Source organism: Azospirillum sp. ST 5-10, assembly GCF_051225715.1.
Classification (GTDB): Bacteria; Pseudomonadota; Alphaproteobacteria; order Azospirillales; family Azospirillaceae; genus Azospirillum.
In genome coordinates this window covers 199272-221471 of record NZ_JBPJSP010000001.1, presented here as the reverse complement: position 1 = coordinate 221471, position 22200 = coordinate 199272, and the positions used below count along the sequence as shown (strand labels likewise).

The following is a 22200-nucleotide window of genomic DNA, read 5'->3' as shown; positions in this document are numbered from 1 at the left end:
GCGGCCGGCCGTTCCGTGGCCGGCCGCGGGGACGGCGGTCAGCGGTTGCCGGCGAGCTTGATGTCGGCCAGCTTGAACACCCAGAAGGAACCGCCCTGGGACACGCGGGTCGTCAGGTCGGCCATGTCGCCGCCCCACAGCGGCACCGCGCCGCCGTAGCCGGAGGCCACGCCGATGTACTGGACGCCGTCCAGCTCCCAGGTGACCGGCGACGAGACGATGCCGGAGCCGGTCTGGAACTTCCACAGCTCCTTGCCCGTCCGGGCGTCGAAGGCCTTGAGGTAGCCGTCGCCGGTGCCGGTGAACACGAGGTTGCCGCGCGTCGTCACGACGCCGGCCCACAGCGGCAGCTCTTCCTTGTGCTCCCACACCGTCCTGCCGGACTTGGGATCGAGCGCCCGCAGGACGCCGACATGGTCATCGAACATCTTGTGGATGCGGAAGCCCATGCCGAGATAGGCGGCCCCCTCCTTGTAGCTCACATGCTCGGTCCAGTAGCTCTCCTTCCAGTGGTTGGCCGGGATGTAGAAGAGCTTGGTGTCCTCGCTGTAGGCCATCGGGTTCCAGTTCTTGCCGCCCAGGAAGGGCGGGGACACCTCCACGACCTTGCCCTTGCTCTCGCCCTCCGCCGGCAGGGGCGGGCGCTGTCCTTCGACCTCGATGGGACGGCCGGTGCTGGTGTCGAAGCCCTTCGCCCAGGTGATGCCGTCGACGAACGGGTAGGCGGCGATCAGCGCCGTCGGACGGTTGATCTCGCCACCCGGAGCCGCCAGCCTGTCGCGGTCGGTGATGAAGAAGAAGCCGTTGCGGTCGGCGTGCGCCGACGCCTTGACGGTCTTGCCCGAGGCGTCGGTGTAGTCGAACAGGATGATCTCGTTGTTGCCCGAGAAGTCCCATGTGTCGTTCGGCGTGTGCTGGTAGAAGCCCTTCAGCGCGCCGGTGGTCGGGTCGACATAGGCCTGGCCCGACGTGAAGAGGCTGTCGCCGGGCGAGCGCGCCCAGCCGTTCCAGGGGGCGGGGTTGCCGGCGCCGATGACGATGGTGTTGGTCGCCGGGTCGAAGGTGGCGCTCTGCCACGGCGCGCCGCCGCCATGGTGCCAGGCGTCCACCGGCCTGCCGTCCGCGGCGCGGGGCCAGGACGGCGCGTCGGGGTTGCCGGTCGGCGTGCTGTCCTTCCCGTCGAGGCGGCCCATGTGCCCCTCGACCAGCGGCCGCATCCAGATTTCCTCGCCCGTGTCGGGATCGCGCGCGTAGAGCTGCCCGACCACGCCGAACTCGTCGCCGGACGAGCCGTGGATCAGCATGACCCGGTTGGTCTTCATGTCCTTGATGATCGTCGGCGCGCCGGTCATCGTGTAGCCGGCCTTGTGGTCGCCGAACTTCTTGCGCCAGACGACCTTGCCCGTGTCCTTGTTCAGGGCGACGATCGAGGCGTCGAGCGTCCCGAAGAACACCTTGTCGCCGTAGATGGCGGCGCCGCGGTTGATCACGTCGCAGCAGGGACGGATGTCGTCCGGCAGCCGCGCGCTGTAGGACCACAGCTTGCGCCCGGTTTTCGCATCCAGCGCGAACATCCGGGAATAGGAGGCGGTGATGTAGATCACCCCCTCGTGCACCAGCGCCTGCGTCTCCTGGCCGCGCTGCTTCTCGTCGCCGAACGAGAAGGACCAGGCGGGGACCAGCCCCGCCACGTTGTCGCTGTTGATCTGGGCGAGCGGGCTGAAGCGCTTGCCCTCCAGCCCCATGCCGTACATGAGGACGTCCTTGGTGGTCGCGGCGTCCTCGGCGATGGCGTCCCAGGTGACCGGACCGGCGGTGACCGGCTGCGCCGTCGCGGCGAGGACGCTCACCGTGACCACGGCCAGCGGATTGACGGTCTTCTTCAGCGACGTTCCTGCGGTTGACCGGATGAGGGTCATGAGCGTTTTCCCTTCCATGATTGTTCCCGGCGCTCCGATGAGCGGGGAGCGTGGTTCTGCCGCCTTTCCCGGCGGCGTTCTTCTCGGGGGGCGGGCGGTCCGGCACCTCCGCCATGTCGCGCCCCTCCGCCGCCGCGGCGCGCGGACGGCGCCGGCCGCCGCCGGCGCGACCGGCCGCGGCGCCGGCATGCCGGTCATTCCTCGTGGACGGTCTCGAGCCAGCTCCGGATCGCCCACAGCGCCTCCTGACCCAGCGCCTCGCCGAAGCGGGGCATGTAGGTGACGCCGCCGCGGATGGCGCCGTTGGTCACCCGCTCCCTGAACCACTCGTCGCCGCTGTCGCCCTTCTCCAGGAAGCGCAGGTCCGGCGCGATGCCGCCGGACACCGCACCCAGCCCGTGGCAGCGCGCGCAGTTCTGGTTGAAGGCCGATTCCCCGATGTCGATGGCGCGCGTGTTGCCGCGGTAGGGGTTGCTGTCCCGCCAGTCGGGGCCGAGGCGATCGAGGCCGGTGGTGTCGACCGCCTGGGGAGTCATGTCGCCGTGGGCGCTGGCCGACGGCGCCTGGACGGCCACCGAGAGAGCCGCGACGGTGCCGAGGACCAGGCCGGCGAGGGGCGGCGTCCGGGGGGACGTGGAGGTCATTGGTGCGTCCTTTCCATGAACCGGGCTTTGCTCGTCGGCCGGGATCATAGAAGGTCGTTCGACCACCAAATAATTGGACCATGGTGCGACGCCGGCGGATCGCCGACACCGCGCCCATGATACGATGGTCGGATGGCGTGGCGCGGCAGCGGCGGTATCGGGCGGCCGGCCGTCCCATCCGACCATAGTATCATTTACCCGAACCACGAAAACGTCGGATGACGGAGCCGGGAAAACATTCCGGCCTGGCCGATGCCCGGCGGCCGGAAGCAACGATGAGGATCGGCCAATGCTCCACCAAGCCATCGACACGCTGCAGAAGCAAGTGGCATTCCGCCCGCGCTACGACAACTTCATCGGTGGCCAGTGGGTGGCCCCGCTGGACGGCCAGTACTTCATCAACATCACCCCCATCAGCGGCAAGCCGCTGTGCGAGGTGGCGCGGTCGCAGGCCGCCGACGTGGAGCTGGCGCTGGACGCGGCGCACAAGGCGAAGGACGCCTGGGGCCGCACCTCGCCCACCGAGCGCGCCAACCTGCTGCTGAAGATCGCCGACCGGATGGAGGAGCGGCTGGAGGTCCTGGCCCTGGCGGAGACGCTGGACAACGGCAAGCCGATCCGCGAGACGCGCGCCGCCGACGTGCCGCTCGCCATCGACCATTTCCGCTATTTCGCCGGCTGCATCCGCGCGCAGGAGGGCTCGATCGCGGAGATCGACCACACCACCTACGCCTACCATTTCCATGAGCCGCTGGGCGTCGTCGGCCAGATCATCCCCTGGAACTTCCCGCTGCTGATGGCCGCCTGGAAGCTGGCGCCGGCCCTGGCCGCCGGCAACTGCGTGGTGCTGAAGCCGGCCGAGCAGACGCCGATGGGCATCCTCGTGCTGATGGACATCGTCGGCGACCTGCTGCCGGCCGGCGTGATCAACGTGGTCAACGGCTTCGGCATCGAGGCGGGCAAGCCGCTCGCCACCTCCAGGCGCATCGCCAAGGTCGCCTTCACCGGCGAGACCTCGACCGGCCGCCTGATCATGCAGTATGCGGCGGAGAACATCATCCCGGTCACGCTGGAGCTGGGCGGCAAGTCGCCCAACATCTTCTTCGCCGACGTCATGGCCGAGGACGACGACTTCCTCGACAAGGCGCTGGAAGGCTTCGCCATGTTCGCGCTGAACCAGGGCGAGGTCTGCACCTGCCCCAGCCGCGTGCTGGTGCAGAAGTCGGTCTACGACCGCTTCATGGACCGGGCCGTCGCCCGCGTGGCGCAGGTGAAGCAGGGCCACCCGCTCGACCCGGCGACCATGATCGGCGCCCAGGCCTCGCAGGAGCAGCTCGAGAAGATCCTGTCCTACATCGACATCGGCAGGGCCGAGGGTGCCAAGGTGCTGATCGGCGGCGAGCGCGCCCATCTCGGCGGCGAGCTGGATGGCGGCTACTACGTCACGCCGACGGTGCTGGAAGGGCACAACCGGATGCGCGTCTTCCAGGAGGAGATCTTCGGGCCGGTGGTGTCGGTCACCACCTTCGAGACCGAGGAGGAGGCGCTGGCCATCGCCAACGACACCACCTTCGGCCTGGGCGCCGGCGTGTGGAGTCGCGACGGCAACCGCGCCTTCCGCATGGGCCGCGGCATCCAGGCCGGCCGCGTGTGGACCAACTGCTACCACCTCTACCCGGCGCACGCGGCCTTCGGCGGCTACAAGCAGTCGGGCATCGGGCGCGAGACGCACCGGATGATGCTGGACCACTACCAGCAGATCAAGAACCTGCTGGTCAGCTACAGCCCGAAGGCGCTCGGCTTCTTCTGATCGGCGCCGTCCTTCCATCGGGTGGACCGGGGCCGGGGGCGCGTCGCTCCCGGCCCGAACCTTCGTCGGGGAACGCTCATGACCGACCGCGTGACCGCCACCGGCGCGGCCCTCGCCGTGATCGCGCGGCTGACCGCCAAGCACGGGCCGCTGCTGTTCCACCTGTCCGGTGGCTGCTGCGACGGCAGCGCGCCGCTCTGCCTGCCGCGTGGGGAATTCCGGCTGGGCGGGCGGGATCTCCGCCTCGGCACGGTGGGCGGCGCGCCCTTCTGCATGGCCGACGACACCTTCGGCTGGTGGGAGCACAGCCAGGTGGTGCTGGACGTGGTGGCGTCGCGCAGCGGCGGCTTCTCGCTGGAGGCGCCGGACGGCGTCCGCTTCATCGCGCGCGCCCGCCTCTTCACGGACGAGGAGATGGCGGGGCTTGCGGCGCCGGCGCCGGCCGGCGATCCGGTCTGACCGGCGCGGTGGTCCGACCATGGTCTCATCCACCATCCCCAGGATCGGGGTTGCCCGCCGCCACCCGTGGAGTACCCTGGCCGCACACGCACCAATGCCGGAGGGATCCGCCGTGTCGGAGATGGTCGCCGAGGTGCCGCGCGCGCCGGCCGGACCGCCCGCCCTGCCGTGCGCCCTGTCGCGGGCCGACGACCCCGCCGCGGCGGCGCGGGAGCTGCACGAGGGGATGGCCGGCGAGCCACTGGAGCTGGTGCTGGTCTTCGTGGCGCCGCGCTACGACCGCGGCGCGCTGGCCGCGGCGCTGGCCGAACGGTTCGGGCCGGTTCCGGTGATCGGCTGCACCACCGCGGGGGAGATCGGGCCGGACGGCTACACCACCGGGGCGGTGGTGGCCGTGGGCTTCCCCTCCGCGGACTTCAGCATCGTCACCACCCTGGTGGAGGGCGTGGACGGCTTCCGCTTCGAGGACGGCGGCACCACCGCGCGCACGCTGCTGGGCCGGCGCGACGCGGCGCTGGCGGCGCGCGCCCGGCCGCTCGGCCCCGCCGCGGACAGCTTCGCCATGCTGCTGATCGACGGCCTGTCCCTGAGCGAGGATCTGGTGGTGAGCGCGCTGCACGGCGCGCTGCTCGACATCCCGCTGTTCGGCGCCTCGGCCGGCGACGACCTGCATTTCGAGCGCACCTTCGTGCTGCACGGCGGTGTCTTCCACGCCAACGCCGGCGTGGTGGCGCTGTTCACCACGGCGCGGCCCTTCAGCGTCTTCCGCACCCAGCATTTCGTCAGCGCCGACCGCAAGATGGTGGTGACCGGCGCCGACCCGCAGCGGCGCGTCGTCACCGAGATCAACGCCGAGCCCGCCGGCCCGGAATACGCCCGCCTCGTCGGGCTGGAGGGAGAGGCGCTGACGCCGATGATCTTCGCCAGCCACCCCGTGGTGGTGCGCGTCGGCGGCCAGTACCATGTCCGCTCCATCCAGAAGGTGAACGAGGACGCGAGCCTCACCTTCTTCTGCGCGATCGACGAGGGAATCGTGCTGACGGTCGCGGAGGGGGTGGACCCGCTTGCCAACCTCGACGCGCTGATGGAGGGCATCCGGGCGGAGGTGGGCGAACCGGCGCTGATCCTCGGCTGCGACTGCATCCTGCGGCGGCTGGAGATGGAGCAGCGGGGGCTGGCCGCGGAGATCTCCGCCCGCCTGGCGCGGCACCGCGTCGTCGGTTTCTGCGCCTACGGCGAGCAGTACAACGGCATGCACGTCAACCAGACCTTCACCGGCGTGGCGATCGGCGGGAGGCGGTCGTGACGGACGCGGCCCGCATCGCCGAGCTGGAGCGCGAGAACGCCAAGCTCCGCCGCATCAACCGGGTGCTGATGGACCGGGTGGAGCGCTCCATGGACTTCCAGGGCGGCGCCTTCTCCCTGTTCCAGACCGCCATCGTGCTGGAGCACAAGATCCGCGAGCGCACCGCCGAGCTGGAGCGGGCGTTGCGCGAGCTGGAGGACAGCCACCGCGACCTGGCCCGCGCCAAGGAGCTGGCGGAGACCATGCGCTCGCGCCTCTACGAGGCGATCGAGTCGGTGAACGAGGGCTTCGCCCTGTTCGATTCCGAGGACCGGCTGGTGCTGTGCAATCGCAAGTACCTGTCCTACTGGACCGGCGTGGCCGACCGCATCCAGCCCGGCATCCGCTTCGCCGACATCGCCGTCATGGTGGCCGGGACCGCCGCCGTCAGCGAGCCGGTGCCGGCGGTGTGGCTGACCGAGCGGCTGCAGCACCGCCACGGCATGAACGGCCCCTTCATCAGCCGCCTGTCGGACGGACGCTGGATCCAGGTGAACGAGCGCCGCATCCGCGACGGCGGCATCGTCGGCGTCTACACCGACATCACCGACATCAAGCGGGAGGAGGAGCGGCGGCGCGAGGCCGAACAGGCGGAGAAGGCCGCGCTCATGCGCCTCAACGACCAGCTCCAGCAGGAGGTGAGCGAACGCGTGGCGGCCGAAGCGGCGCTCCGCCTCGCCAAGGCCGACGCGGAGCAGGCCAACCTGTCCAAGACCCGCTTCCTGGCGGCGGCCAGCCACGACCTTCTGCAACCGCTGAACGCCGCCCGCCTGTTCGTCTCCGCCCTCGCCGACCTGGAACAGCCGGAGCCGAACGGAGAGCTGGTGCGCAACGTCGACGCCGCCCTCGCCTCCGTCGAGGACCTGCTGTCGGCGCTGCTGGACATATCGAAGCTCGACGCCGGGGCGGTGACCCCGGAGGTGACGGACTTCCCCCTGCGCGGCATCCTGGTGCCGCTCGCCAACGAATACGCCGCGGTGGCGATGGAGCGCGGGATCGCGCTGCGGGTGGTGGGCAGCGGCGCGGTGGTGCGCAGCGACATGCGCCTGTTGCGCCGCATCGTGCAGAACTTCCTGTCCAACGCCCTGCGCTACGTGCAGCGGGGCCGGGTGCTGGTCGGCTGCCGGCGGGTGGCGGGCGGCGTGCGCATCGAGGTGTGGGACAGCGGCCCCGGCATCCCGCCCGACAAGCTGGGCGAGATCTTCCAGGAGTTCCGCCGGCTCGACACGCCCGGTGCCAAGGGCGCCGACCGCGGCATGGGCCTCGGCCTCGCCATCGTCGACCGTGTCGCGCGCATGCTGGGGCACCGCGTCACCGTCCGGTCGGAGCCGGGGCGGGGATCGGTCTTCGCCGTCACCGTCCCGCGCGGCACCGACCGCCGCGTGGCGCGCGGCGCCGGCGGCATCGCCGCCGCCGCGGCCCGGCCGCTGGCCGACCGGCTCGCCGGCACCTCGGTTCTGGTGCTCGACAACGAGCCGGCCGTGGTGGCGGGGATGGAGGTGCTGCTGCGCGGCTGGTCGTGCGAGGTGGTGTCGGCCACCACCGGGGAGGAGGCGCTGGCCCGCCTGTCCGAGCTGCCGCGGGCGCCCGATCTGCTGATCGCCGACTACCATCTGGACGATGGCGCGCTGGGTGTGAACGAGGTGGCCCGCCTGCGGGCCGCCGCCGGCACCGTCCTGCCCGCCGTCATCATCACCGCCAACCGCACCACCGAACTGGCCGACGAGGCGCGGGCCGCCGGCTGTCTGCTGCTGACCAAGCCGGTGAAGCCGGCGCAGCTCCGCGCCGTCATGTCGGAATTGGTGGCGGCGGGGTGACGACGGGGCGCCGACGGGGCGCCGGAACCGGCCCGGAGCGGTGCTCAGCCGCGGACGAACCACAGGGCGAGGCGCAGGCCCAGCACGACGACGCCGCTGGCGACGATGCCCATCACCGCGTCGCCGCCGTCCATCTCGACGCCCGTCCACAGCATCCAGCCGATCGCCGCCAGCCCGACCAGCAGGCCGATGAAGAACCAGCGCACCAGGCTGTTCTCGATCAGCAGCTCCCACAGTGCCTCGATCAGGTCGGTCATTGGTCCCCCGGGCGTGGCGGCATCGTTGTACGGGTATTTGACGCTCGATCGGGCCGTTGCGCAAATGCCTAGCGCCCCGGCGCCATGCGGCGGTAGCTGAGCGCCTCGGCAACGTGCAGGCGGCGCACGCCGGCGGCGCCGTCGAGGTCGGCCAGGGTGCGGGCCACCCGCATGACGCGGTGGTAGCCGCGCGCCGACAGCTTCAGCCGCTCCGCCGCCTCGGTCAGCAGGGCACGGCCCGGCGCGTCGGGCGACGCCACCGTCTCCAGCAGCTCGCCGTCGGCGTCGGCGTTGGTGCGCAGCGCCCGCCCGCCCGGCGCCGCGCCGAACGCGGCGTAGCGCGCGGCCTGGACGGCGCGGGCGGCGGCGACCCGGGCGGCGACCGCGGCGCTGCCCTCGGCCGGCGGCGGCAGGCTGAGGTCGGCGGCGGCGACGGCGGGGACGTCGACGTGCAGGTCGATGCGGTCGAACAGCGGGCCGGAGATCTTCGCCTGGTACTCGGCGGCGCATTTGGGGGCGCGGGCGCAGGCCAGCGCCGGGTCGTCGAGATGGCCGCAGCGGCACGGGTTCATGGCGGCGACGAGCTGGACGCGGGCGGGGTAGGTGACGTGGGCGTTGGCCCGGCTGACGGTGGAGCGGCCGGTCTCCAGCGGCTGGCGCAGCGCCTCCAGGGTCGGGCGCGGGAACTCCGGCAGCTCGTCGAGGAACAGCACGCCGGTGTGGGCCAGCGAGATCTCGCCGGGCCGGGCGCGCGGGCCGCCGCCCACCAGGGCGGGCAGCGAGGCGCTGTGGTGGGGGTCGCGGAAGGGGCGCCGGGTCAGCAGCTTGCCGTCGGCGAGGTGGCCGGCGACCGAATGGATCATCGACACCTCCAGCGCCTCCGCCGGGTCGAGCGGCGGCAGCAGGCCGGGCAGGCGCGCCGCCAGCATCGACTTGCCCGACCCCGGCGGGCCGACCATCAGCAGGTTGTGGCCGCCGGCCGCCGCCACCTCCAGGGCCCGCTTGGCGGTCTCCTGGCCCTTGATGTCCTTGAGGTCGGGGCCGCCGTGGGGATCGGCCTCCTGCAGCCGGGGCTTGGGCGGGACCAGCACCTGGGTGCCCTTGAAGTGGTTGACCAGCGCCAGCAGCGAGCCCGGCGCCAGCACCTCCAGCTCCTCGCCGGCCCACGCCGCCTCGCCGCCGCAGGCCTCCGGGCAGATCAGCCCGCGCCCGCCGGCCAGCGCGTTGATCGCCGCCGGCAGCACGCCGGCCACCGCCGTCACCGCGCCATCCAGCGCCAGCTCGCCGAGCGCCGAGAAGCGGCCGATCTCCTCGTCCGGCAGGACGCCCATGACGGTCAGCAGGCCGAGCGCGATGGGCAGGTCGAAGTGGCTGCCCTCCTTCACCACGTCGGCCGGGGCGAGGTTGACGGTGATGCGCTTGGCCGGCAGCGCCAGGCCCAGCGCGTGCAGGGCGGCGCGCACCCGCTCCCGGCTCTCGCCCACCGCCTTGTCCGGCAGCCCGACCACGGTGAAGGCGACCAGCCCGCCCGACATCTGCACCTGGACGTCGATGTCCATGACCTCGATGCCCTGGAACGCCACCGTGTTGACCCGCGCAACCATGCCGCACCACCCCCTCGCCGCGCACACGCAACTGTATGGTGGCGGCCCGGCGTTTGCCAGCCGGAAGGGTCGCCCAAGGCTCGGCCGGGCCGCCCGCGCCTCCCTACCGCCCTGCGGGCGGGGCGGCGGCGGTCATCGGGGCGCCGGGGGGACGTCGATGGAGAAGCACTGGCGGCCGGCGCCGTGGCGCCAGAAACCCGGGGTGCGATCGGGGTTGCCGCCGTCCCCGTCGGTCGGGGTGGGGCGGCCGAAGGTGGCGCACAGCCGGTACGAGCGCGCACCCGTGGCCGCGTAGTCGTACGGTTCGGCCGTCGCCGGGTCGGCCGACCGCAGGGCGACCGGCTGGTCGGCGGTGTTCAGCGCGTCCAGCCCGGCCGGCAGGGCGCCGGTCCGGTGCAGGTGACGGTCGATGGCGCCGGCGATCTCGCGCAGGTCGGCGATCCTCTCGGTGTCGAGCCGCCGTTCGCGGATCTCCGACGGCGGACCGATGGCGACGATGCCGGCGGCGAGGGCGGCGAGGCCCGCCGCCGCCACCGCGCCGGCGAACAGGGCGGCCGGGCGCCTCATGGGGCCTCGCGACGCATGTCGGACAGGAAATAGGTGAAGATCCCGCCGGCGATGACCCCGACGGTCGCCACCTTCAGCAGGAAGCGTTGCCCGTACTCGCCGCCCAGGACGCTGTAGACGAGCACCACCAGGTCGCCCGAAATGACCACGGCGGCGAACAGCAGCGTCAGGTGGGTCAGCCATCGCCGTGGCCACGAACCGCGTTTCGTCGGGTCGGCGACGATCGCGTTTTCGACGGTGCGGAAGGTCAGCAGGAAGAGCGGCAGGGAGACGACCAGCGCCGCCGCGTTCCAGCGCACCGTGTCGGCGAATCCGCGGTACCCGTGGTCGTAGGCGGCGGGATCCGGAAGGAAGCGGTCGATGAAGGCGAACGCCATCGCTCCCACGTGCCAGGCGCAGACGTACAGGGCGCCGAAGGCCAGCAGGTAAAGGAACACCTCGCGTGCCGACGGGGAGGGCTTCGGGCGCGGCACCGGCAGCGGAAAGGCGACGTCGGCATAGGAGTCGAGCGCCGCCCGCGTGTCGGACTCCGGCCAGCCCGCCTGGCGAAGGGCTTCGGCGATGCGCCGGCGGTCGATGCCCGCGGCGAGGGCTCCGCGCACGAACTCGGTTGCCTGCGACGTCATCGGTGCGATCCCCTCCGGTACCGGCCAAGCGACCGTCGCGCGCGAATGTAGGTCCGGCGACGGGGGAATGCCAGCGCACCGCGGCCCCTCCGGCACCGCCGCAGGGCGGCCCTGGTCGCGCCGATTATCAGTTTGCGAGACGGAATGTTAACGCGCACTTCATTTTCGTATGTGACAAAGGGGGTGCCTCTTTCGAGGGGCGCAAGACGTCCCGAAGCAGCGTGAGAGACCCGACCGTGCGCACCGCATTCCGCAGCATCAATGGCCGCATCGTCATCATCCCGATCGTCGCCCTGGTTGCCCTGGCGGTGGTCGGCCTCCTGTCGATCCGGACCATCGGCACCGTCACCGTCGACGAGCACCGCGCCCGGGCGCGCGTCGTCGTCGAGGCGGCATCGAAGATCGTCGCCTTCTACGAGGACAAGGCGACCAAGGGCGAACTGCCCGTGGAGGCGGCGCAGGAGGCCGCGAAGGACGCGCTGCGGGCCATCCGCTTCGACGGCAACGAGTACGTGATGGTGCGCCGGCTCGACGGCGTGATCATCGTCCACGGGCTGCGCAAGGACCGCGAGGGCGTCGCCTCGATCGACGACAAGGACTCCAACGGCACCCGCTTCAGCTACGACATGATCGAGGCGGCCAAGGCCGGCGGCGGCTTCACCGAGTATCTCTGGCCCAAGGCCAAGGACACCCCGCCGGTGCGCAAGGCGTCCTATTCCCAGCTCACCGGCACGTGGAAATGGGTGGTCGGGTCCGGCATCTATCTCGACGACGTCGAGGCCGACGTCTGGGACAACACGGTCCTGACCGGCGGCATCGTCGCCGCCGTGGCGCTGCTGACCTTCGGCGCCGCCCTCTGGCTCGGGCGGCGGATCACCCGGCCGATCCTGGCGCTGTCCGACGCCACCCACCGGCTGGCCGACGGTGAGCTGGGCACCGCCATCCCCGGGGTCGACCGGCGGGACGAGATCGGCACCATGGCCCAGGCCGTCGCCGTGCTGAAGGAGCGGTCCGCCGAGGCGGCGCGCCTCGACGCCGAGCAGGACCGTCTCAAGAGCGAGGCGGCCGACGAGCGCCAGCGCGCCATGCGCGGCCTCGCCGACGGCTTCGAGAGCTCGGTCAAGTCGGTGGTCGACGCCATCGCCTCGTCGGCGGTCGAGATGGAATCCTCGGCCAACGCCATGAGCGCCTCGGCCGCGCTGGCCGGCGGCGAGACGACGGCCGCCGCCGGGGCGGCGGACCAGACCAGCGCCAACGTCGGCACCGTCGCCTCGGCCACCGAGGAGCTGTCGTCGTCGATCCACGAGATCTCCCGCCAGGTCGCCCACTCCTCGCAGATCGCCGCCGACGCCGTGTCGGAGGCCGACCGCGCCAACGCCGCCATGACCAAGCTCGCCGACTCGGCCAAGCGGGTCGGCGACATCGTCGCCCTGATCAGCGGCATCGCCGGACAGACCAACCTGCTGGCCTTGAACGCCACCATCGAGGCGGCGCGCGCCGGCGAGGCCGGCAAGGGCTTCGCCGTCGTCGCTTCCGAGGTCAAGGCGCTGGCCACCCAGACCGCCCGCGCCACCGAAGAGATCCAGGCGACGGTGACGGAGATCCAGTCGATGACCGGCACCGCGGTGACGGCGATCCAGGGCGTCGGCGGCACGGTGGCGCGCATGAACGAGATCACCGCCACCGTGGCGGCGGCGGTCGAGCAGCAGGGTGCGGCGACCCGCGAGATCGCCGGCAGCGTGCAGCAGGCGGCCGACGGCACGCAGCGCGTGGCCGGCAACGTCGACGCCGCCCACAAGGCGGTGGAGGAGACGGCGTCCATCGCCGGCAACGTGCTGGGCGCCGCCGGCCTGCTGGCGCGCGAGGCGGAGCGGCTGCGCAGCGAGGTGACGACCTTCCTCGCCAGCGTGCGCGCCGCCTGAGGGCGGCCGGCCCTACGCAACGCACAGGTCGACCGCTGGGTAACCCTCCCTCGGCTCCGCCGGGAGAGGGCCTGTGGCGGCGCATGGTGAAAGACGGGGACATACCCTAGGCTGCGGCCGGCCGGGGGAGACGCCGTACCGCATCCCGGTCCGCGCCTTGGGCCGGCCGCCGCGCCGCCCTATTCTCTCTCGGTCCATGCCGGATCATTCGAACGAAGGAACGAGTCCCGTGCTCCTGTCGCTGTGCACCTGGCCCGAGGTCGAGGCCTATCTGAAGACGTCGAAGGGGATCGTCATGCCCATCGGCTCCATCGAGCAGCACGGGCCGAACGGCCTGATGGGCACCGACGCCCTGTGCGCCGAGGCGGTCGCCCGCGGCGTCGGCGAGGCGGTCTCGGCCCTGGTGGGGCCGACCATCCCGGTGGGCATGGCGGTGCACCACATGGAGTTTCCCGGCTCGATGACCCTGCGGCCGTCGACCCTGATCGCGCTCCTGCGCGACTACGTGACGGCGCTGGCCGAACACGGGTTCGAGCGCTTCCTGTTCGTCAACGGCCACGGCGGCAACATCGCCACCCTGCGCGCCGCCTTCTACGAGATCTACGCCGACCAGCGCGCCCGCCTCGGCGCCGCGGCGCCCGAACTGCGCTGCCAGTTCGTCAACTGGTGGGACAACGCCGCCGTCGGCGCCCTGTCGAAGGAGCTGTTCGGCAGCGCCGAGGGCTCCCACGCCACCCCGTCCGAGGTGTCGCTCACCCAGCACCTCTTCCCCGAGGCGATCAAGACCGCGGCCATGGAGCCGCACGTCGCCCCGTCGGGCAGCTTCTACGACGCCCGCGACTTCCGCCGCCGCTATCCCGACGGCCGCATCGGCTCCGCCCCCTCGCTCGCCCGGCCGGAGCACGGCGCCCGCCTGCTCGAGGCGGCGGTGCAGGCGATCGCCGTGCAGTACCGCACCTTCGTATCGCAGGCCTGAACGAAGATTGCCGGGGCGGACGCTCCGCCGCGGCAATCGGTCGTTTCCACGGCCGTTTCCGATCGAAACGTGCGCGTTGCGGCGATGGCGCGCTGGCGGGCGTGCGGCAACGGGACTACCATCGCGCGCTCCGCTCAAGGCCGGCAGCCGACAGAACCGGCCGTCAAGCGTCAGACCGCGAGGACACTCCGATGGCCGACACCGACACCAAGCGCATCACCGAAGAAGAAGCCCTGCTGCTGCACGCCGGCGGCCGCCCCGGCAAGCTGGAGATCAGCGCCACCAAGCCGCTCACCACCCAGCGCGACCTGTCGCTGGCCTACTCGCCGGGGGTGGCGGCGCCCTGCCTGCGCATCCACGAGGATCCGTCGACCGTCTACGACTACACCGCCAAGGGCAACCTGGTGGCGGTGGTCTCCAACGGCACGGCGGTGCTGGGGCTGGGCGACCTCGGCGCGCTGGCGTCGAAGCCGGTGATGGAGGGCAAGGCCGTCCTCTTCAAGCGCTTCGCCGACGTCGACGGCATCGACCTGGAGGTGTCCACCGCCGACGTCGATGCGTTCGTCAACTGCGTGCGCTATCTCGGCGCCTCCTTCGGCGGCATCAACCTGGAGGACATCAAGGCGCCGGACTGCTTCGTCATCGAGCAGCGCCTGCGCGAGCTGATGGACATCCCGGTCTTCCACGACGACCAGCACGGCACCGCCATCATCGCCGCCGCCGGCCTGATCAACGCCTGCGACATCACCGGCCGCCGCCTGCCGGACGTCCGCATGGTGGTCAACGGCGCCGGCGCCGCCGGCATCGCCTGCGCCGAGCTGTTCAACGCCCTGGGCGTGGCGCGCGAGAACATCGTGCTGTGCGACACCAAGGGGGTGGTCTACCGCGGCCGCACCACGGGCATGAACCAGTGGAAGTCCTCCTTCGCCGTCGACACGCCGGCGCGCACGCTGGCCGACGCGCTGGCCGGCGCCGACGTCTTCGTCGGCCTGTCGGCGAAGGGGGCGGTGACGCCGCGCATGGTGACGTCGATGGCCGACCGCCCCATCATCTTCGCGCTGGCCAACCCCGATCCCGAGATCACGCCCGAGGAGGTGCGGGCGGTGCGCGCCGACGCCATCGTCGCCACCGGCCGCTCCGACTATCCCAACCAGATCAACAACGTCCTGGGGTTCCCCTACATCTTCCGCGGGGCGCTGGACGTGCGCGCCACCACCATCAACGACGCCATGAAGGTCGCCGCCGCCAACGCCCTGGCCAAGCTGGCGCGCGAGGACGTGCCCGACGAGGTGGACGCCGCCTATGCCGGCCGCCGCCTGCGCTACGGCGTCGACTACATCATCCCCGTCCCCTTCGACCCGCGCCTGATCGTCACCGTGCCGCCGGCGGTCGCCCAGGCGGCCATGGAGTCGGGGGTGGCCCGCAAGCCGATCATCGACATGGCGGGCTACCGCCACACCCTGCGCACCCGCCTCGACCCGACCGCCGACTCGCTGGAGCTGATCCTCGACAAGGTGCGCGCCAACCCGCGCCGCGTCGTCTTCGCCGAAGGGGAGGAGGACCGCGCCATCCGCGCCGCGCTGGCGTTCCGCCAGGCCGGCTACGGCACGCCGGTGCTGCTCGGCCGCGAGGAGGTGATCCGCGAGCGGCTCGCCGCCCTCGGCCAGCACTCGGTGGCGGAGCTGGAGATCCACAACGCCCGCCTGTCCGACGCCACCCAGCGCTACGGCGACTTCCTGTACCGCCGGCTGCAGCGGCGCGGCGCGCTCTACCGCGACTGCCAGCGCATGGTCAACCAGGACCGCAACGTCTTCGCCGCCTGCATGGTCGCGCAGGGCGACGCCCACGCCATGGTCACCGGCCTGACCCGCTCCTTCTCGGTCTGCTTCGACGAGATCCGCCGCGTCCTCGACCCGCGGCCGAACGAGCGGGTGTTCGGCCTGACGGTGATGGTCAGCCGGCCGCGCACCGTGTTCATCGCCGACACCACCGTGCACGAGGTGCCGGACAGCGTGACCCTGGCCGACATCGCCGTCCAGGCCGCCGCCAAGGCGCGGCAGATGGGGCACGAGCCGCGGGTGGCGCTGCTGTCCTACTCCAACTTCGGCCAGCAGGCGGCGGGCAGCCAGGTGGCGCGCGTGCGCGAGGCGGTCACCGTGCTCGATTCCCGCCGCGTCGACTTCGAGTACGACGGCGAGATGTCCGCCGACGTGGCGCTCGACGTCGAGCTGATGAGGCGGGTCTATCCCTTCTGCCGCCTCTCCGGCCCGGCCAACGTGCTGGTGATGCCGGCGCTGCACGCCGCCAACATCTCGGCCAAGCTGCTGCAGAAGACGACGCGCAGCCAGGTCATCGGTCCGCTGATGATCGGCCTGGACAAGGCGGCGCAGATCGTTCCCATGGGGGCGGGCGTCGGCGACGTGGTCACCATGGCGGCGCTGGCCGCCCACGATTCGCTGGCGTGGTGAGGCCGGCGGCCCGGCCCCGGGAGCGCGGCGTGAATCTTTTGTGAACCCCTCACCGGCCGGGCCGCGTTGGTGTAGATGTATGGTCCCCCGGGGGCGTGTCCCCCGATCCGTCACGTCGTGCGCCCATGGGATCCGCGGTTTCGCCCTCGCTCCGGACAGTCCTCGTCGCCGCCGCGGTCCTGCTGGTGCTGGCCGCGGCCGCGGTCCTGCCGTTCGGCGGCTCCGGCGCGCTGCCGGGGCTCGCCGTCGCCGCGCTGGCGCTGGCGGCGACGCTGCTGGTGCTGCGGCAGGTCGTCCGCGACGCGGCGGCGGTGGCCGCCTGGATCGACCGCCTGGCGGACGGCGCCGCCGGGGAGCCGCCGCCGGCGGGCGGCATCGCCGCCGTGCGCGGCCTCGCCGGGCCGGTGGGCCGGCTGCACCGGGCGCTGACCCGGCGTTGCGAGCAGGCGGAGCTGCTGCTCGACGTCGACGAGTCGATCCTCGACGCCCTGCACGACCCGCTGGTCCTGGTGGATTCCGGCCGCCGGGTGGCGCGCGCCAACACGGCGGCGCGCGGCCTGTTCGGCGAGCGCATGACGGAGCGGGACCTCGCCTCCTCGCTGCGCACCCCGGCGGTGCTCGAGGCGGTCGACGCGGTGCTCGCCGGGGCCGCCTCGCGCACCATCGAGTTCAGCCTGCCGGTGCCGGTGGAGCGCGTGTTCGAGCTGCGGGTGAAGCCGTTCCAGCGCCGCGCCCTGCCGGCCGACCCGGCCGCCGCCGGAGCGGCGGGGCGGCCGGGCGCGGTGACGCGCATGGCGATCCTGACCCTGCACGACATCACCGCGCTGCGGCGGTCGGAGCAGATGCGCGCCGACTTCATCGCCAACGCCAGCCACGAGCTGCGCACGCCGCTGTCGACCCTGCTGGGCTTCATCGAGACGCTGCGCGGGCCGGCGCGCGACGATGCCGAGGCGCACGACCGCTTCCTCGGCATCATGCACGAGCAGGCCAGCCGGATGACCCGGCTGGTCCAGGACCTGCTGTCGCTGTCGCGCATCGAGCTCGACGAGCACATGCCGCCGTCCGACCGGGTCGACGTGGTCGGGCGGGTGCGCGGCGTGCTCGACGCCTTCGAGCTGAAGGCGGCGGCGCGGCGCATCGCCCTGCGCCTGGAGGCGCCGGAGACGGTGCCGGCGGTGGTCGGCGACGCCGACCAGCTCACCCAGGTGTTCCAGAACCTGGTGGGCAACGCCATCAAGTACGCCCGGTCCGACACCCCCGTCACCGTCACCGTGGCGGTCACCGACGGCGCCGCGGTGGGGGCCACCGGAACCATGGCCGGACTCGCCGCCGCAACCGCCGTCGCAGCGGGGGCCGCGGCGGCGGCCGGCGGCCGGCGGCCGCCGCGCACGCCGGTGCGCATGGTGTCGGTGGCGGTCGCCGACCGTGGCGAGGGCATCGCCCGCACCCACCTGCCGCGGCTGACCGAACGCTTCTACCGGGTCGACGCCGCGCGCTCGCGCGCCATGGGCGGCACCGGGCTGGGGCTGGCCATCGTCAAGCACATCCTGAACCGCCACCGCGCCCGCCTGACCATCGAGAGCGAGGTCGGGGTGGGCAGCACCTTCACGGTCTATCTGCCCGTCGCCGAGCCGGCGGCGCTGCCGGCGCCGGAGGTGGCGCTGCGGCGGACCGGTTCCGGCGCCGCATAGGGGACCCTCGCGGATTCCCTGACCGCTGTCACGAAACCGTCATCGAACTGCAATAAGGTGGTCGCGAACGACGACTAACGTCCGGCCCAGCCGTCGACGGGGTACCCCGTTGCGACAAGGCGGGATCCCAGGCCCCGCCGTCAGCCAAACCGGTTCTCAGGAGGGATCATCGTGATCACCAAGAAGCTCGCCCTTACGGCCGCCGCGGCCGTGGCCCTGTCCGTCGTCGCGGGCGCCGCCAACGCCCAGTCGCGCGATCAGATCCGCGTCGTCGGGTCGTCGACCGTGTTCCCGTTCACCACGGCGGTCGCCGAGACCTTCGGCAAGACCGGCCAGTTCAAGACGCCGGTCGTCGAGTCCACCGGCACGGGCGGCGGGCTGAAGCTGTTCTGCGCCGGTGTCGGCCCGGCTCATCCGGACATGACCAACGCCTCGCGCCGCATCAAGAAGTCCGAGGTCGAGCAGTGCGCCGCCAACGGCGTCAAGGACATCACCGAGCTGAAGGTCGGCTTCGACGGCATCGTCTTCGCGGCCTCCAAGGACGCCAAGCACATCGACGTCACCCGCGAGCAGCTCTGGAAGGCGCTGGCCAAGGACGTGCCGGTCAACGGCAAGATGGTGGCCAACCCCTACAAGAAGTGGTCGGACGTCGACGCCAGCCTGCCCAACAAGGAGATCGAGGTCCTCGGCCCGCCCCCGACCTCCGGCACCCGCGACGCCTTCACCGAGCTGGTCATGGAGCACGGCTGCTCCGAGGTGAAGGAGGTCGCCCAGATCCTCACCGACAAGAAGGAGCTCACCAAGGCCTGCGCCGCGGTGCGTGAGGACGGCGCCTACGTCGAGGCCGGCGAGAACGACAACCTGATCGTCCAGAAGCTGGTCGCCAACCCCGACGCCTTCGGCATCTTCGGCTACAGCTTCCTCGACCAGAACAAGGACAAGCTGCAGGCCTCCAAGGTCGAGAAGGTCGACCCGACCTACGAGAACATCTCCTCGGGCAAGTACCCGGTGTCGCGTTCGCTCTACGTCTACATCAAGAACGCGCACGTCGGCGTGATCCCCGGCATCCGCGAGTTCGTGGCGGAGTACACCGCCGAGCGCGCCATGGGCGAGGACGGCTACCTCGCCGACAAGGGCCTGATCGCCCTGCCGAAGGCGGAGCGCGACGACGTCCGCTCCACGGTGGTCAACATGACCCCGATGAAGCTCTGACGGTTCCGTCGGGACGGACGGCCCCCCGGGGCCGTCCATTCCCGTCCCGCGCTCTTTGATCCCTTTTCAAGCCATCCATAAGCCACCCATCGGCGGGGTCGCATGCAGATCACGGTTCTCCTCCTGGTGCTGGCCGGCCTGTCGGTCGCCGGCTACTTCCTGGGGCGCGCATCGGCCGTCCACGCGGTCGGCGGGCGGATCGCGGCCCTTCATTCCGTGCCGGCCTATTACGGCATGTACGTCGCCCTGTGGGCCGGCCTCCCCGCCCTCCTCCTGTTCCTGTTCTGGACGGCGTCCGAGGGCTGGATCGTCATGCAGCTCGTGGTCGGGGCGCTGCCGGCCGAGCTCACCGACGGCAGCACCCAGGCGCTCAGCCTGGTCAAGGCGGACATCCTGAACCTGGCGGCCGGCATCGCCACCGGGCGGACGCCGGATCCCGCCATCCTCGCCGCGGCGGACCATTACAACACGCTGCACGCGCTGGGCGACTGGATGCTGCTGGCCGTCGGCGCGTCGCTGGCGCTCGCCGGCCTCGTCCTCGCCCGTCAGCGCATCGCCCCGGACCTGCGGGCCCGCAACCAGGTGGAACGGGTCATCAACGTCTTCCTGGTGCTCTGCTCGCTGGTCGCCATCCTGACCACGCTGGGCATCGTGCTGTCGCTGGCGTTCGAGGCGATGCGCTTCTTCGCCGCCTATCCCGTGCTCGACTTCCTGTTCGGCCTGCAGTGGAGCCCGCAGACGGCGATCCGCGCCGACCAGGTGGGCTCGTCCGGGTCGTTCGGCGCGGTGCCGCTGTTCGTCGGCACCCTGCTGATCACCCTCATCGCCATGATCGTCGCGGTGCCGGTCGGCCTGATGGCGGCGATCTACATGTCGGAATACGCCCCGCCCCACGTCCGTTCGGCGCTGAAGCCGATCCTGGAGGTGCTGGCCGGCATCCCGACCGTCGTCTACGGCTTCTTCGCCGCCCTCACCATGGCGCCCTTCGTGCGCGGCATCGGCGAGTCGCTGGGCCTCGACGTCTCGTCGGAATCGGCGCTGGCCGCCGGCTTCGTCATGGGCGTGATGATCATCCCCTTCGTCAGCTCGCTGTCGGACGACGTCATCAACGCGGTGCCGCAGTCGCTGCGCGACGGCTCCTACGGGCTGGGCGCCACCAAGTCGGAGACCATCCGCCAGGTGGTCCTGCCGGCGGCGCTGCCCGGCATCGTCGCCGCGGTCATGCTGGCCGGCAGCCGCGCCATCGGCGAGACCATGATCGTCACCATGGCGGCCGGCCTCGCCGCCAACCTCACGGCCAACCCGCTCGAAGCGGTGACCACGGTGACCACGCAGATCGCCACGCTCCTGGTCGGCGACCAGGAGTTCGACAGCCCCAAGACGCTGTCGGCCTTCGGGCTCGGCCTCGTCCTGTTCGCCGTCACCCTGTCCCTCAACATGATCGCCCTGCGGGTGGTCCAGAAGTACCGGGAGAAGTATGACTGACATGGTCGAACAGGGCACACGGGAGATGACCGTCGCCCGGCCCCGGTCGCACTACCAGAGCGATGCGTTCGCCGCTCGGTTGCGCGCCCGCTACGCTGCGGAGCAGCGGTTCAAGGCCTACGGCATCGCCGCGGTCAGCCTGGCGGCGGTGATGCTGGTGGTCCTGCTCGGCACCATCTTTGCCCAGGGCTACACCGCCTTCTGGCAGACCCAGGTGCGCCTGGAGGTCCATTTCGACCCGGCCGAGATCGACCCGCAGGGCACCCGCGACCCGGCGGTGATCGGCCAGGCCAACACGATGAAGCTGCTGCGCGACGCGCTGGCGGCGCAGTTCCCCGAGGTGACCGGCCGGTCGGAGCGCCGCACCCTGTCCGACATCCTGTCGTCGGGCGCGCCCTACACGCTGATCCGGATGCTGCAGGAGAATCCCGACCTGATCGGCACGACGCAGGCCGTCTGGGTCAACGCGTCGGACGACGTCGACCAGTTCGTCAAGGGCTTCATCCCGCGCGACGTGCCGGAGAGCCAGCGCCGCGTCAACGACCTGCAGGTCGGCGCCATCGACGCGCTGACGGCCAAGGGCGACGTGGAGAAGCGCTTCAACACCACCCTGTTCACGGCCGGCGATTCGCGCGAGCCGGAGCAGGCCGGCATCTGGGGCGCCATCGTCGGCTCCTTCCTGACGCTGGTGGTGACCATGTCCCTGTCGGTGCCGATCGGCGTCGCCGCCGCCATCTACCTGGAGGAGTTCGCGCCGAAGAACCGCTGGACGGACCTCATCGAGGTGAACATCAACAACCTCGCCGCGGTGCCGTCCATCGTCTACGGCCTGCTCGGCCTGGCGGTGTTCCTCAACTTCTTCGGCATGCCGCGCTCGGCGCCGGTGGTCGGCGGCGTGGTGCTGGCGCTGATGACCCTGCCCATCATCATCATCGCCGCGCGCGCCGCGCTGAAGGCGGTGCCGCCGTCGATCCGCGAGGCGGCGCTGGGGGTGGGGGCGTCGCGCCTGCAGGCGGTGCTGCACCACGTGCTGCCGCTGGCCATGCCGGGCATCCTCACCGGCACCATCATCGGCATGGCGCACGCGCTCGGCGAGACGGCGCCGCTGCTGATGATCGGCATGGTCGCCTTCATCGTCGACGTCCCCGGCGGCTTCACCGACAGCGCCACGGTGCTGCCCGTGCAGATCTTCATGTGGGCCGACAGCCCGGAACGCGCCTTCGTCGAGCGCACCTCGGCGGCGATCCTGGTCCTGCTGGGCTTCCTCATCGCGATGAACGCCGTCGCGGTCATCCTGCGCAAGAAATTCGAGAGGCGGTGGTAACCCGATGAACATCCAGACCAACGTTCAGGCGTCCCCGGCCGTGGCCGCGCCCGCCGCCGCCACCCCCGGCGCCA

General features: G+C 71.7%; 17 protein-coding genes. 11 read left to right on the top strand and 6 right to left on the bottom strand.

Annotated elements, in window-relative coordinates; genetic code table 11:
* Window positions 1-38: 38 nt before the first annotated feature.
* A complete protein-coding gene (locus ACSBPG_RS01070; protein ID WP_435535235.1) occupies window positions 39-1919 on the bottom strand; it encodes a methanol/ethanol family PQQ-dependent dehydrogenase in 1881 nt (626 codons plus the stop codon).
* Between the two features lie 194 nt (window positions 1920-2113).
* On the bottom strand, window positions 2114-2563 hold the full coding sequence (gene pedF, locus ACSBPG_RS01065) for a cytochrome c-550 PedF (protein WP_435535234.1): 450 nt from the start codon (window positions 2561-2563) through the stop codon (window positions 2114-2116).
* Window positions 2564-2852: 289 nt separating this feature from the next.
* Here pedF and adh point away from each other — a divergent pair, with 289 nt between their 5' ends.
* The 4 genes from adh (at window position 2853) to ACSBPG_RS01045 (ending at window position 7994) form a co-directional block, all read left to right on the top strand.
* Window positions 2853-4373 (top strand): aldehyde dehydrogenase, encoded by a 1521-nt coding sequence (gene adh, locus ACSBPG_RS01060; RefSeq protein WP_435535233.1) that lies wholly within the window; start codon window positions 2853-2855, stop codon window positions 4371-4373.
* Between the two features lie 78 nt (window positions 4374-4451).
* On the top strand, window positions 4452-4832 hold the full coding sequence (locus ACSBPG_RS01055) for a DUF779 domain-containing protein (protein WP_435535232.1): 381 nt from the start codon (window positions 4452-4454) through the stop codon (window positions 4830-4832).
* A 121-nt stretch (window positions 4833-4953) separates the two neighbouring features.
* Entirely contained in the window at window positions 4954-6138 is a 1185-nt protein-coding gene (gene nosP / locus ACSBPG_RS01050; protein WP_435535500.1) for a nitric oxide-sensing protein NosP, read from the top strand.
* The gene (locus ACSBPG_RS01045; RefSeq protein WP_435535231.1) at window positions 6135-7994 is read left to right on the top strand and encodes a NahK/ErcS family hybrid sensor histidine kinase/response regulator; all 1860 of its coding nucleotides are present in this window, start codon (window positions 6135-6137) and stop codon (window positions 7992-7994) included. Before nosP ends, ACSBPG_RS01045 begins: the two co-directional genes overlap by 4 nt.
* 44 nt (window positions 7995-8038) lie before the next feature.
* On the opposite strand, the gene ACSBPG_RS01040 is transcribed toward ACSBPG_RS01045, so the two are convergent.
* From ACSBPG_RS01040 to ACSBPG_RS01025, 4 genes are all read right to left on the bottom strand, one after another.
* Window positions 8039-8251, bottom strand: a complete 213-nt coding sequence (locus ACSBPG_RS01040) for a hypothetical protein (RefSeq protein WP_435535230.1) — start codon at window positions 8249-8251, stop codon at window positions 8039-8041.
* Between the two features lie 68 nt (window positions 8252-8319).
* Window positions 8320-9855 carry a YifB family Mg chelatase-like AAA ATPase gene (locus ACSBPG_RS01035; RefSeq protein ID WP_435535229.1) on the bottom strand — a complete coding sequence of 512 codons (1536 nt, stop codon included), beginning with the start codon at window positions 9853-9855 and terminating at the stop codon, window positions 8320-8322.
* Window positions 9856-9987: 132 nt separating this feature from the next.
* Window positions 9988-10422: a hypothetical protein gene (locus tag ACSBPG_RS01030; RefSeq protein WP_435535228.1), complete on the bottom strand. Its 435-nt coding sequence runs from the start codon at window positions 10420-10422 to the stop codon at window positions 9988-9990.
* Window positions 10419-11048: a DUF5671 domain-containing protein gene (locus tag ACSBPG_RS01025; RefSeq protein WP_435535227.1), complete on the bottom strand. Its 630-nt coding sequence runs from the start codon at window positions 11046-11048 to the stop codon at window positions 10419-10421. Before ACSBPG_RS01025 ends, ACSBPG_RS01030 begins: the two co-directional genes overlap by 4 nt.
* Window positions 11049-11284: 236 nt before the next feature.
* On the opposite strand from ACSBPG_RS01025, the gene ACSBPG_RS01020 reads away from it, so the two are divergent.
* The 7 genes from ACSBPG_RS01020 to pstA all read left to right on the top strand — a co-directional run bounded on the left by ACSBPG_RS01020 (window position 11285) and on the right by pstA (window position 22126).
* A complete protein-coding gene (locus ACSBPG_RS01020; RefSeq protein ID WP_435535226.1) occupies window positions 11285-12970 on the top strand; it encodes a methyl-accepting chemotaxis protein in 1686 nt (561 codons plus the stop codon).
* 229 nt (window positions 12971-13199) lie between these two features.
* A complete protein-coding gene (locus tag ACSBPG_RS01015; RefSeq protein ID WP_435535225.1) occupies window positions 13200-13946 on the top strand; it encodes a creatininase family protein in 747 nt (248 codons plus the stop codon).
* A 191-nt stretch (window positions 13947-14137) separates the two neighbouring features.
* Complete coding sequence (locus ACSBPG_RS01010; protein WP_435535224.1) at window positions 14138-16414, top strand: NADP-dependent malic enzyme; 2277 nt, start codon at window positions 14138-14140, stop codon at window positions 16412-16414.
* Window positions 16415-16539: 125 nt separating this feature from the next.
* The gene (locus ACSBPG_RS01005) at window positions 16540-18105 is read left to right on the top strand and encodes an ATP-binding protein (RefSeq protein ID WP_435535223.1); all 1566 of its coding nucleotides are present in this window, start codon (window positions 16540-16542) and stop codon (window positions 18103-18105) included.
* A gap of 171 nt (window positions 18106-18276) precedes the next feature.
* The gene (locus ACSBPG_RS01000; RefSeq protein WP_435535222.1) at window positions 18277-19317 is read left to right on the top strand and encodes a PstS family phosphate ABC transporter substrate-binding protein; all 1041 of its coding nucleotides are present in this window, start codon (window positions 18277-18279) and stop codon (window positions 19315-19317) included.
* Window positions 19318-19419: 102 nt separating this feature from the next.
* Complete coding sequence (pstC, locus tag ACSBPG_RS00995) at window positions 19420-20802, top strand: phosphate ABC transporter permease subunit PstC (protein ID WP_435535221.1); 1383 nt, start codon at window positions 19420-19422, stop codon at window positions 20800-20802.
* A complete protein-coding gene (gene pstA, locus ACSBPG_RS00990) occupies window positions 20795-22126 on the top strand; it encodes a phosphate ABC transporter permease PstA (protein ID WP_435535220.1) in 1332 nt (443 codons plus the stop codon). Before pstC ends, pstA begins: the two co-directional genes overlap by 8 nt.
* Window positions 22127-22200: the final 74 nt, after the last annotated feature.